This is a genomic window from Caulobacter sp. SRI_014 (assembly GCF_057586315.1).
Window position 1 is genome coordinate 59,179 of record NZ_JBYCZQ010000002.1, and the last position, 11,798, is coordinate 70,976.

The following is an 11,798-nucleotide window of genomic DNA, read 5'->3' on the forward strand; positions in this document are numbered from 1 at the left end:
TGTCGCGCTCGAATGGCCGGTCCACCCTCCGCGCCGCATCATTGGAGAGTCCCCGCCATGTGGAAGGCCCTGAGCGCCGCCGCCCTGATTGTCCTGGTTCCCATGGCCGCCACCGCCCAGGCGCCAAATTCCCAGGGTGATGGCGCCAAGGCGAAACTGGACGCCATCGTCGCCGACTATCAGGCGTGGAGCGACCGGGAGAACCCGATCGGGGCCGGCTTCAACGGCGACCGGGAAGCCCTGGGCAAGCTGCCCGACATCACCCTGGCGGCGGACCAGCGGCGGGCCAGGGAACTGGCCGTGTTCGAGGCGCGGCTGAAGGAGATTCCGGAGACGGGGCTCGGCGAGAATGACGCCCTGAACCGGGCCATCCTGATCCGGGTCATCGACGGCCAGATCGCGTCCAGCAAGTTCGACCAGAGCCGGTTTGCCTTCTCCAGCGACGACACCTGGGACGGCACGCTCAGCTGGCTGGCCGACAGCGCGCCGATGGCCAGCAAGGCCGACGCCGAAGCCTATCTGAAACGCCTGGCCGCCGTGCCGAAATACTGGGGCGACGCCACCGACAACGCCCGCCGGGGCATCAAGACCGGCTGGGTGCAGCCGCGCTACATCGCCGAACGGGTGCTGGGCGAGGCCAGGGCGAACGTCGCCAAGACGGTGACCGAGGCCGACCCGCTGGTGCGGGTGTTCGACAAGCTGCCGACCAGTGTGACGCCGGCCGAAAAGGCGGCGTTCAAGGCCCGGGGCCTGGCCCTGGTCAAGGACGGCATCGTCCCGGCCCGCCAGAAGTTCGTGACCTTCCTGGAGAAGGAATACATCCCGGCCACCAAGCCCGAGATCGGCGTCGGCCGTCTGAAAGGCGGCAAGGAATATTACGCCTGGCTGGCCCGCCGCTACACGACGACCAACATGACGCCGGAGGAAATCCACGCCCTGGGCGTCTCGGAAGTCGCCCGCATCCGCGCCGAGATGGACACGGTGATGGCCCAGACGGGCTTCAAGGGGACCTTCCCCGAGTTCCTCGCCTTTCTGCGGTCCGACAAGCGGTTCGTCGCCGAGAGCCGACAGGACCTGATGGAAAAGGCCTCGGAGATTTCCAAGCGCATCGACGACCGGCTGCCGGCCTTCTTCGGCACCCTGCCCCGCCTGCCCTACGGGGTGCGCGAGGTGCCGCGCGAGATCGAGGACAACTACACCACCGGCCGCTATTTCCCGGGCAGCCCGCAGCTGGGCGTGGCCGGCGGCTATATGGTCAACACCGGCAAGCTGGACCAGCGGGGCCTGTACGAACTGCCGGCCCTGACGCTGCATGAGGCGGTGCCGGGGCACCATCTGCAGATCGCGTTGGCTCAGGAACTGCCCGAGGTCCCGGCTTTCCGGCGCGACGCCGACATGACCGCCTTCGTCGAGGGCTGGGGGCTGTATTCGGAGCGGCTGGGCATCGAGATGGGCATCTATCGCGATCCCTATGAGCAGTTCGGGCGGCTGTCGTACGAGATGTGGCGGGCCTGCCGGCTGGTGGCCGATACGGGCATGCACTACCTGGGCTGGGACCTGGAAAAGGCCCGCGCCTGTTTCACCGACAACAGCGCCCTGTCGGCCCACAACATCGACGCCGAACTGGCGCGGTATGTCAGCTGGCCGGGGCAGGCCCTGGCCTACAAGATCGGCGAGCGGACGCTGGTGAAGGTGCGGACCAGGGCCGAGACGGAACTGGGCGAAAAGTTCGACGTGCGCCGGTTCCACGACGCGGTGCTGTTGGCGGGGCCGCTGCCGATGGACCTGCTGGAGCAGCGGATCGACAAATGGATCGCGGCGGAGAAGGCGCGGTAGGGCCTAGACCCCCGCCCCCGTCCAGTCGCCATAGCCCGCGCCGTCCGGCTTGCGGCCGGTGAGTTTGGCGTTGAGCGCGTAGACGGTGCGGCTGCCGGTGGTCTTGAACAGGGCCGGGCAGATTCCGTGCATCAGGCAGGCCAGGCCCGCGCCAAGCAGGGTGAAGCCGAACTTCCAGGAATGACCGAGGTGCTCGGTGTAGCTCTCACCCACCGAACGCGGGTGAGCGGTGAAGGGGTTTTCCATCGTCGGCCCTCGATGTGATGGCCCTGCTTGGCAGGGGCGGGCGGCGGGATCAAGGCCGGGGGGTTATCGAAGCGGAAGGATTATACCACGACGGCGGCCCGGCAATCGGGCCTTCAGCGGGATAGCGCAATAAATTCCGTGGCTTGAGCGTGGCGCGGTGTTGGCGATTGTAGGCGGTGGCGTAGGCATGGCGTGGGCCTGGGCGCGGGGAATGTAGGCAGGTTTGTGCGTCCTCCTGCCTACGCGACGGCGACCCGCGCGATCGCGGGCCAATCGGGCCCTGGAATTTTCACCGGGTAAAATTCAGCCGAGTTCGCGGGAGCGGGCGACGGCGGCGGCGACGGCCTGTTTCAGGAGGGGACCCAGGCCATCGTCGGCCATCAGCACGTCGAGGGCGGCCTGGGTGGTGCCGCCGGGCGAGGTGACCTGGCGGCGAAGTTCGTCGGGCGGGGTGTCGCCGGCGGCCATCAGGGCGGCGGCGCCGGTGAGGGTCGAGCGGGCCAGGGTGGCGGCGGCGTCGGGGGTCAGGCCGGCGGCGACGGCGGCTGATTCGAGGGCCTCGGCAAAGGCGTAGAGGTAGGCGGGACCGGAGCCTGATACCGCCGTGGCGGCATGCATCAGGTCTTCGTCGGCGATTTCGACGACGCGGCCGAGGGGGTCGAACAGGGCGTGGGCGCGGGCCCGGGCCTGGGGGTCGCCGGCGCAGACGGATGCCGTGCCCTGGTTGATGGCGACGGCGGTGGTGGGCATGACGCGGGCCACTCTGAGACCGCCGAAGGCCGCTGCGATGTCGGCCGATTTCACCCCGGCGGCGATGGAGACGACGACGGCGTCGGGGTCGAGGTGGGGGGCGACCTGGGCGGCGGCCTCGCGCCAGACCTGGGGTTTGACGGCGAGGATCACGGTCCTGCAGCGGGCGAGGTCGGCGTCCGGCGGATTGAGGCGCATGCCGGAGAGGTCGGCGGCGCCGGGGTTGGGGTCGCGGATGTAGAGGTCGTTGGGCACGAAGGTCCCCGCCCGCCGCCAACCCTCGATCATGGCGCCGCCCATGCGTCCGACGCCGAGGATGAGGATGGGGGTCATGGGTGCGGGGTCCTGCGCTGATCCTCCCTCCCCTTTATGGGGAGGGACAGCGGGGCGAAAGCCCCGCAGGGTGGGGAAGTGTGGGCAGGGCTCAGGTGGATGGGGGTTGGGGACTCAGGTCCGGATGCTCTGGGTGGGCGGCATCCGACTTCCCCACCCTGACCGCTTCGCGGTCGGTCCCTCCCCATAAAGGGGAGGGAGGACAGTGCTCTGTCCCTGTTTCTACGCCCGGCCGACGGTCTCGAACATGCAGGCGGCCATCGCCTCTTCCGGCGTTTTCGCCCCCGCGAGGAGAAAGTCGAAGGCCGGGTAGAAGCGGTCGGCGGCTTCCATGGCGACGTCGATCATCGCCGCGGTCTGGCCGGGGGTCGGGCGTTCGGCGCCGAACAGGCCCATGGCGTGGCGGAAGACCACCTCGCCGTCATCGGCCCAGATTTCGAAATGGCCCTGCCAGAGGCGCTGGTTGACCAGGTTGGCGAGGTCGCAGGCCTTGCCGCGCGTGGCCTTGCCGGCCTTCAGGTCGATGGAAAGGCAGAGCTGCAGGCATTCCGCCTCCGGCCGCCAGGCGAACCACAGTTCGTAGTCCTTCCAGTCGCCCGCGAGCGAGAAGGCAAGATCGCCGTCCTCGGTGCGGTCGAAGGCCAGGTTTTCCGCCGAGAGGACGTGTTCGACCACCTCGAGCGGGTCGAGCGCCAGGAAGGCTTCGTCGTCTTCGGGAGGTGAAATGTCCATCGGTCTTACCGTCCTTTGGAGGGCAGGCGGCGACGGTGGAGACTCCCCCGAATCACCCGCACAACCAGACCCTAGTCCTGTTCGTTTACGAGGTCACAACCGCTTCTTTCGGAGCGGGAGCGCTACTCGCCTTTGGGCGTGTCGGGCGCCGCACCCTTGAGGGCGGCGATCTCGGCGCGCAGGGCGGCGATCTCGGCCTTGAGGGCTTCGAACTCGTCGCGACGGATCAGGTCCAGCTCGGCGGCGAAACGGTCGCCCTGAGCGCGGAAAGCGGCCTTGGCTTCCTCGCCGGCGGCCTGGGCGAGGCCCGCGGCGGCTGTGGTCAGCTTGGCGATCTCGTCGAGGAAAGGGTTCTGGGTATGCATGACCTCATTCATATGGGAAACGATTCATGAATGCGAAGGGGATTAGGTCACTGATCCCCAGTTTCGTGGCGAACGAGGTTAATCCGTGCCCTTTCCAGAGATCAGTCCCTACGTCGGCGGCTGGACCTTCGAACTGTTCGGCGGGACCTTCGGGATCCGCTGGTACGCCCTGGCCTATGTGGCCGGCATCCTGCTGGGCTGGCGCTATGCCGTGCGGCTGGTGCGCAATCCCAGGCTCTGGGGCGGCCAGGCGCCGACCGCCAGCCCGGTGCAGATCGACGACCTGATCCTGTGGGTGACGCTGGGCATCATCCTGGGCGGGCGGCTGGGCTATGTGCTGTTCTATCAGCCGGAGCTGATCTGGAAGCACCCGGCCGAGATCCTGCAGATCTGGAAGGGCGGGATGAGCTTCCACGGCGGGCTGCTGGGCGTCATCGCCGCGCTGGTCTTCTTCGCGCGAGCTGCGAAGATCGACCTGATCAAGCTGGGCGACCTGGCGGCGCCGGCGGTGCCGATCGGCCTGTTCTTCGGGCGGGTCGCCAACTTCATCAACGGCGAGCTGTGGGGCCGGGTCACCGACCTGCCCTGGGGCGTCGTCTTCCCCGGCGCCGGCGGTTTCCCGCGCCATCCGAGCCAGCTCTATGAGGCGGCGCTGGAAGGGATCGTGCTGTTCCTGGTGCTGCGCTGGGCGACCCATTCGAAGCTGTGGCTGCAGCGGCGCGGCGTGGTGGCCGGGATCTTCCTGGCCGGCTACGCCCTGGTGCGGATCGCGCTGGAGACGGTGCGCGAGCCGGACGAGTTCCTCGACAACCTGTTCGGGCTGGGCGGCAGCGTGACCATGGGCATGATGCTGTCGCTGCCGATGCTGATCGGCGGGGCCTGGCTGATCTGGCGTGGGCTGAAGGCGCCGCTGGTCGTGGTGGCGGCACCCGAACCGGCGCCCGTCGTGGCGGAGGACGCGCCGAAGAAGACGCCCCGGAAGACTGCCGCCAAGAGCACCAAGTCCGCCAAATGAGTCTGAAGGAACGGCTGAAGGCCGAGATCGCGGCGAGCGGGCCGATCCCGGTCGCCGAGTACATGGTGCGCTGCCTGCACGACGCGAAGGACGGGTACTACGCGACCCGGCCGGCGCTCGGGGGCGGCGGCGATTTCATCACCGCGCCGATGGTCAGCCAGATGTTCGGCGAACTCATCGGCCTGTGGTGTGTCGAGAGCTGGACGCGGCTGGGCAAGCCCGAGCGTTTCAGGCTGGTCGAGATGGGGCCGGGTGACGGGACGCTGATGAGCGACCTCTTGCGGGCCGTGCGTCTGGCGCCGGACTTTGTGGCGGCGGCCGATCTGTGGCTGGTCGAGACCTCCGGGCCGTTGAAGGCGGCGCAGGCCGAGAAGCTGCCGGACGCGCAGTGGGCCGACAGCCTGGACGGCGTGCCGGGCGGAGCGCCGCTGATCCTGATCGCCAACGAGCTGTTCGACTGCCTGCCGGCGCGCCAGTTCGTGCAGACGCCGGGCGGTTGGGTCGAGCGGCTGGTCGGTCTTACGCCCGACGGCGAACTGACCTTCGGGCTGGCGCCGAGCGAGCATGGCGCGGTTCCCGACGAGGGAGCGATGATCCTCGAGGTGTCGCCGGCCCAGGATGCCCTGGCGGCGACGATCGCGGCGCGGGTGGTGGCCGACGGCGGGGCGGCGCTGGTCGTCGACTACGGGCGCGACAAGGCCGAGTTCGGCGACACGCTGCAGGCGCTGAAGGGCCATGAGAAGGTCGGGGCGCTGGAGTTTCCGGGTGAGTCCGATCTGACGATCCATGTCGATTTCCCGAGCCTGCTGGCGGCGGCGGCCCTGGCCGGAGCCGAGATTGCCGGGCCGATGCCGCAGGGGCTGTTCCTCGGGCGGCTGGGCATCCAGCACCGGGCCGAGGCGCTGATCGCGGCGCGGCCGGACCGGTCGATGGTCATCGGCCGGCAGCTGGCGCGGCTGGTGGCGCCGGATCAGATGGGCGAGCTGTTCAAGGCGGCCTGCATCTGTTCGCCGGGGTTCGAACCGCCGGGGTTCGAGAGCTAGCGACTGAGCATCCAATCAAGCTCTCCCCCCGCTTGCGGGGGGAGAGCTTGCGTTTTCGCGCGTCGGAGCCCCGCGGAAACCGTCGTTCTTCCATCTTGCTAATAACTGACCAGTCAGTTATTACGGCGTCATGCAACCCGGTCCCCCCAAGTTCCAGCGGCGCAAAGACGACCGTCCCGGCGAGATCGCCCTGGCGGCTCTGGCGGTGTTTTCCGAGAAGGGTTTCGCGGCGGCGAAGCTGGACGAGATCGCCCGGCGGGCCGGGGTCTCGAAGGGGGCGCTGTATCTCTATTACGAGACCAAGGAAGACATCTTCCATGCGGTGGTGAAGACCGCCGTGGCTCCCGACATCGACCTTGTGCGCGGCCGGCTGGAGGCGTTTCCGGGGCCGTTCGGGGGGCTGCTGGAGATCTTCCTGCCGACCATCGCCAACATCATGTCCGTCTCGCCGGTGGCCGGCATCGGCAAGATGGTGATCAGCGAGGGGCGGAATTTTCCGGAGCTGGCGCGGTACTGGCACGACGAGCTGGTCGAGCCGATGATCGGGCTGTTGGGCGGGCTGATCGCACGGGCGCAGGCGCGCGGCGAGGTCCGCGACGGCGATCCGAAGATGTTCGCCATCCAGATCGTCTCGCCCTTCCTGATGGCCCTGCTGTGGCGCGAGACCTTCGTGCCGGTCGGGGCCAGGCCCTTCGATCTCAACGCCCTGGCCGCGCAGCATCTGGCGGTGCTGAAGAGCGGTCTTCTTGCCCAAACCACGCCGAAGGGGAGCGCGTCATGAAGCGTCCGCCCAAAGCCGTCCTGTTCGGCCTGGGGGCCGCAATCATCCTCGCCGGAGCGGCCTACGCCTTCTGGCCGCGCGGCGGGGCGACGCCGCTGACCGGCTATGTCGAGGGCGAGACCCTGTATTTCGCCGCCGCCCAGTCGGGCGCGCTGACCGCGTTGAGCGTCGAGCGCGGCCAGCGGGTCGAGGCCGGGACGCCGCTGTTCCAGGTCGATCCGGGGACGGCGCAGGCGCAGGAGACGCAGGCGGCGGCGCGGGCGCAGGCGGCCGGGGATCGGGCGGCGGATGCGCTGAAAGGTCAGCGGCCTCAGGAGCTGGCCGTGTTCCAGGCGCAGCGGGCCAGTGCGAAGGCGCAGCTGGACCAGGCCGAGGCGGAGTTCGGCCGGGTGCGGGCTTTGGCGGCCAAGGGCATCTATGCGCCGGCGCGGCTGGATCAGGCGAAGGCCGCCGTCGGTGTGGCGCGGGCGCAGTATCAGGAAACGATTAAGCGGCTGGATGTCGCCGAACTGGGGGCCCGTGAGGACCAGGCCCGGGCGGCGGCGGCGGAGGCGCAAGGGGCGCGGGCCGGGCTTAGCGAAGCGTCGATCCGGGCGCGGCAGCTGAGCCCCGTGGCCCCGACGGCCGGGCGGATCGAGGACGTCTTCTACCGGCCGGGCGAATGGGCGGTGGCCAACACGCCGGTCGTCGCCCTGTTGCCCGACGCGCGGGTCAAGCTGCGGTTCTATGTGCCGGAGACCGAGCTGACGCGGTACCGGCCAGGCGGGTCGGTGCGGTTTTCCTGTGACGGCTGCAAGGGGGGCGAGGCGAAGATCTCCTACGTCAGCCCGCGGCCGGAGTTCACCCCGCCGGTGATCTACAGCCGGGGTAATCGCGAGCGGCTGGTCTTCCTGGTCGAGGCGACGCCGGACGCGCCGCGCGATCTGGCGCCCGGGCAGCCAGTCGAGGTGGTGCGCAAGTGACGACGGCTCCGGCCATCGATGTGCGCGGGCTGAACAAGGCGTTCGGCGACAAGCAGGTGGTGCGGGACCTCGACATCACCGTCCAGGCGGGGCGGGTGACCGGGTTCCTGGGGCCCAACGGTTCGGGCAAGACCACGACGATGCGGATGCTCTGTGGCCTGCTGACGCCCGACAGCGGCGAGGGCGAGGTGCTGGGGCTGGACTTCCGCACGGCAGCGCGGGCGATCAAGCGGCGCACCGGCTACATGACCCAGAAGTTCTCGCTCTATGAGGACCTGACCATCGGCGAGAACCTGGAGTTCACGGCCCGGGTCTACGGCATGCAGGGGCGCCGCGCCCGGGTCGACGAGGCGCTGGAGAAGCTGGGCCTGACCTCGCGCCGCGACCAGCCGGCGGGGGCGTTGTCGGGCGGCTGGAAACAGCGGCTGGCGCTGGCGGCGGCGACCCTGCATGAGCCGGACCTGCTGTTGCTCGACGAGCCGACGGCGGGGGTCGACCCGAAGGCCCGGCGCGAGTTCTGGGACGAGATCCACAGGCTGGCGGCCGGCGGGCTGACGGTGATGGTGTCCACCCACTACATGGACGAGGCCGAACGCTGTCACGACATCGCCTACATCGCCTATGGGCGGTTGATGGCGCGCGGCACCACGGCGGAATTGATCGATCAGTCGCGGCTGGTGACGTTCCGGGCCGAGGGTGAAGGGGCCGATCATCTGTCCACGGAGCTTTCGCGGAAGCCCGGTGTGGAGATGGCCGCGCCGTTCGGATCGGCGCTGCATGTCAGCGGGACGGATCGGGCGGCGCTGGAGGCGGCGATCGCGCCGTATCGCCGGCCGGGCCTGACCTGGAGCGAGACGCGGCCGACCATCGAGGATGTGTTCATCCATCTGATGAACAGGGCGGAGGACAACTTCGCATGAGCGACCCCCATCCTTCCGGACCTGGCCTCTCCGGCCAGCGCATCCTGGCCGTCCTGATCAAGGAGTTCATCCAGCTGACGCGGGACCGGCTGACCTACGCCATGATCCTGGCGGTGCCGATCGTCCAGCTGTTGCTGTTCGGCTATGCCATCAACAACGACCCGCACAACCTGCCGGCCATCGTGCTGGACCAGGACCGCAGCAGCTTTTCCCGCTCGGTGCTCACCGCGCTCGATAACACCGACTACTTCAGGTTCGTGGCCGAGGCGTCCAGCCCCGCCGAGCTCGACGCCGCCATCGAGGAGGGCCGCGCCCAGTTCGCCATTACGATTCCGCGCGATTTCGGCCGCCGGGTTGTGCGCGGCGACAAGGCCCAGCTGCTGATCGAGCCCGATGCATCGGACCCGACGGCGGTCGGCGGGGCGGTGGCGGCGGTCTCCGGCATTCCGGGGCAGGCGCTCAGTCATGACCTCAAGGGGCCGCTGGCTGGAAAGGCGGCGGTGGCGCCGTTCGAGGTGGTGGTCCACCGGCGCTATAACCCCGAGAACATCACCGCCTACAACATCGTGCCGGGCCTGCTGGGCATCGTGCTCAGCATGACCCTGGTGATGATGACCGCCCTGGCCCTGACCCGCGAACGCGAGCGGGGGACCATGGAGAGCCTGCTGTCGACGCCGGTCGAGCCGCTGGAGGTGATGATCGGCAAGCTGGCGCCCTATGTGGTCATCGGCCTGATCCAGACGGCGATCATCCTGATCCTGGCGAGGCTGCTGTTCGACGTGCCCTTTGTCGGGGGTTGGGGGGCGCTGACCCTGGGGGTGGTGCTGTTCATTGTCGGCAGTCTGAGCCTGGGGTTCCTGTTCAGCACCGTGGCCAAGAGCCAGCTGCAGGCCATGCAGATGAGCGTCTTCTACCTGCTGCCGTCCCTGCTGCTGTCGGGCTTCATGTTCCCGTTCCGGGGGATGCCCGCCTGGGCCCAGGCGATCGGCGAGGCGATTCCGGTGACCCATTTCCTGCGCATCGTGCGCGGCTCGCTGCTCAAGGGCGTCGGGGTCGAGCATGCCTGGGTCAGCCTGCTGGCGCTGACCCTGTTCGTGGCCGTGGTCACGACGCTGGCGATGAGCCGGTATCGGACGACCTTGGACTAACGACCACCTCCTTTCCGTCATCCCGGAAGGCCGCGAAGCGGGCTATCCGGGACCCAGGGGTGCGTGATCTCGCTATCGAACTCAGCGTTATGGCCGGTGCGCTGCAACCCCTGGGTCCCGGATAAGCGCTGCGCGCTTTCCGGGATGACGGTGAATGGTTAGTTGGCCCTAGACAAAGTCGGCGGCCTCCCCCATCCCCGCAGGATCATGGCGGTCTATACGGACATCACCGACGAGGAGCTGGAAGGCTTTCTCGCCCGATACGATCTGGGCGAGCCGCTGGCGTTCAAGGGCATCGCCGAGGGTATCCAGAACTCCAACTTCCTGCTCGAGACGGAGGCCGGCCGGTTCATCCTGACGGTCTATGAGCGGGGGGTGACGGCGGACGAGCTGCCCTACTTCCTCGACCTGATGGGCTATCTGGCCGAGGCCGGGTTTCCGTCGGCGCGGCCGATTGCCGACCGTGAGGGCGTGGTGCTCCAGTCGGTGCGGGGCAAGCCCGTGGCGCTGGCCCAGTTCCTGCCCGGCCTGTCGGCGCGGCGGCCGACCGTGGCCCAGTGCCGGCAGGCGGGCGAGGGCCTGGCCTGGCTGCATCAGGCGGGGGCGGGGTTTACGGGGCGGCGGGTCAATGATCTGGGCCAGGCGGCCTGGGCGCCGCTGTTCCAGGGGTTGGAGGGGGCCGCCGAGGCGCTGAAGCCCGGGCTGTCGCGGACCATCGCCGGCGACATCCTGCATCTGGCGACCCATTGGCCGAGGGACCTGCCGGCGGGGGTGATTCACGCCGACTTCTTCCCCGACAACGTCTTCTTCCGCGAGGGGCGGTTCGCCGCCGCCATCGACTTCTATTTCGCCTGCGACGACTTCTACGCCTACGACCTGGCGGTGACCCTCAACGCATGGTGTTTCGAGAGCGCCGGGGAGTTCAACATCACCGCCGGCAAGGCGCTGCTGGCCGGCTATGAGGCGCGGCGGCCGCTGTCGGACGCCGAGCGGGCGGCGCTGCCGGTGCTGGCCCATGGGGCGGCGATGCGGTTCTTCCTGACCCGGCTGGCCGACTGGGGGGCGACGCCGGAGGGCGCATTGGTCAAGCCGAAGGATCCCATGGAATACGAGCGCAAGCTGGCGGTGCACCGGGCCGGGCTGTCGATCCTGACGGACGCCGTATGACCCCGAAGGTGGTGATCTATACCGACGGCGCCTGCCGGGGGAATCCCGGGCCGGGCGGCTGGGGCGCCGTGCTGATGAGCGGCGGCAAGACCAAGGAGATCAAGGGCGGCGAGCCGGCGACGACCAACAACCGCATGGAGCTGATGGCGGCGATCCAGGCGCTGGAGGCGCTGAACAAGCCCTGCACGGTCGAGCTGCACACAGACAGCAAGTATGTCCAGCAGGGCATCAAGGAATGGCTGCACCTGTGGAAGGCGCGCGGCTGGAAGACCTATTCCAAGGGCGCGGTGAAGAACGAGGACCTGTGGAAGCGGCTGGACGCGGCGCGGTCCAGGCACGAGGTCGACTGGCGCTGGATCAAGGGCCACGCGGGCCATGAATGGAACGAGCGGGCCGATGTGCTGGCCGGCGAAGGGATGCGCGAGGCGTTGGGCGAAGCCTGACCTCCAGAAATCTGGGGCGGGTTGACAAGTTCAACATTGAACTATTTTATTGGTTCA

The 11,798-nt window shown here is 68.7% G+C and carries 13 protein-coding genes; 9 read left to right on the plus strand and 4 right to left on the minus strand.

Annotation, left to right across the window (positions count from 1 at the left end):
- Nucleotides 1-57 precede the first annotated feature (57 nt).
- Complete coding sequence (locus AC2YG9_RS05705; RefSeq protein ID WP_487296979.1) at nt 58-1,836, plus strand: DUF885 domain-containing protein; 1,779 nt, start codon at nt 58-60, stop codon at nt 1,834-1,836.
- Nucleotides 1,837-1,839: 3 nt separating this feature from the next.
- On the opposite strand, the gene AC2YG9_RS05710 is transcribed toward AC2YG9_RS05705, so the two are convergent.
- The 4 genes from AC2YG9_RS05710 to AC2YG9_RS05725 form a co-directional block, all read right to left on the minus strand.
- On the minus strand, nt 1,840-2,082 hold the full coding sequence (locus tag AC2YG9_RS05710) for a DUF6356 family protein (RefSeq protein ID WP_487296980.1): 243 nt from the start codon (nt 2,080-2,082) through the stop codon (nt 1,840-1,842).
- Nucleotides 2,083-2,385: 303 nt separating this feature from the next.
- Nucleotides 2,386-3,165, minus strand: a complete 780-nt coding sequence (proC, locus tag AC2YG9_RS05715) for a pyrroline-5-carboxylate reductase (RefSeq protein ID WP_487296981.1) — start codon at nt 3,163-3,165, stop codon at nt 2,386-2,388.
- A gap of 222 nt (nt 3,166-3,387) precedes the next feature.
- On the minus strand, nt 3,388-3,897 hold the full coding sequence (locus tag AC2YG9_RS05720) for a type III secretion system chaperone family protein (protein WP_487296982.1): 510 nt from the start codon (nt 3,895-3,897) through the stop codon (nt 3,388-3,390).
- A 122-nt stretch (nt 3,898-4,019) separates the two neighbouring features.
- Nucleotides 4,020-4,262, minus strand: coding sequence for an accessory factor UbiK family protein (locus tag AC2YG9_RS05725; RefSeq protein WP_487296983.1), 243 nt, complete (start codon nt 4,260-4,262; stop codon nt 4,020-4,022).
- A gap of 85 nt (nt 4,263-4,347) precedes the next feature.
- Between AC2YG9_RS05725 and lgt the strand changes: the two genes are divergently transcribed.
- The 8 genes from lgt (at nt 4,348) to rnhA (ending at nt 11,741) form a co-directional block, all read left to right on the plus strand.
- Nucleotides 4,348-5,277, plus strand: coding sequence for a prolipoprotein diacylglyceryl transferase (gene lgt, locus AC2YG9_RS05730; protein ID WP_487296984.1), 930 nt, complete (start codon nt 4,348-4,350; stop codon nt 5,275-5,277).
- Nucleotides 5,274-6,320 (plus strand): class I SAM-dependent methyltransferase, encoded by a 1,047-nt coding sequence (locus AC2YG9_RS05735; RefSeq protein ID WP_487296985.1) that lies wholly within the window; start codon nt 5,274-5,276, stop codon nt 6,318-6,320. The genes lgt and AC2YG9_RS05735 overlap by 4 nt, the downstream gene beginning before the upstream one ends.
- 130 nt (nt 6,321-6,450) lie before the next feature.
- Nucleotides 6,451-7,101, plus strand: a complete 651-nt coding sequence (locus AC2YG9_RS05740) for a TetR/AcrR family transcriptional regulator (RefSeq protein WP_487296986.1) — start codon at nt 6,451-6,453, stop codon at nt 7,099-7,101.
- The gene (locus AC2YG9_RS05745; protein ID WP_487296987.1) at nt 7,098-8,063 is read left to right on the plus strand and encodes an HlyD family secretion protein; all 966 of its coding nucleotides are present in this window, start codon (nt 7,098-7,100) and stop codon (nt 8,061-8,063) included. Before AC2YG9_RS05740 ends, AC2YG9_RS05745 begins: the two co-directional genes overlap by 4 nt.
- Nucleotides 8,060-8,983 carry an ABC transporter ATP-binding protein gene (locus AC2YG9_RS05750; RefSeq protein ID WP_487296988.1) on the plus strand — a complete coding sequence of 308 codons (924 nt, stop codon included), beginning with the start codon at nt 8,060-8,062 and terminating at the stop codon, nt 8,981-8,983. The genes AC2YG9_RS05745 and AC2YG9_RS05750 overlap by 4 nt, the downstream gene beginning before the upstream one ends.
- Nucleotides 8,980-10,131, plus strand: a complete 1,152-nt coding sequence (locus tag AC2YG9_RS05755; RefSeq protein ID WP_487296989.1) for an ABC transporter permease — start codon at nt 8,980-8,982, stop codon at nt 10,129-10,131. The genes AC2YG9_RS05750 and AC2YG9_RS05755 overlap by 4 nt, the downstream gene beginning before the upstream one ends.
- A 207-nt stretch (nt 10,132-10,338) precedes the next feature.
- Nucleotides 10,339-11,298: a homoserine kinase gene (gene thrB, locus AC2YG9_RS05760; protein WP_487296990.1), complete on the plus strand. Its 960-nt coding sequence runs from the start codon at nt 10,339-10,341 to the stop codon at nt 11,296-11,298.
- Complete coding sequence (rnhA, locus tag AC2YG9_RS05765; protein WP_487296991.1) at nt 11,295-11,741, plus strand: ribonuclease HI; 447 nt, start codon at nt 11,295-11,297, stop codon at nt 11,739-11,741. The genes thrB and rnhA overlap by 4 nt, the downstream gene beginning before the upstream one ends.
- Nucleotides 11,742-11,798: the final 57 nt, after the last annotated feature.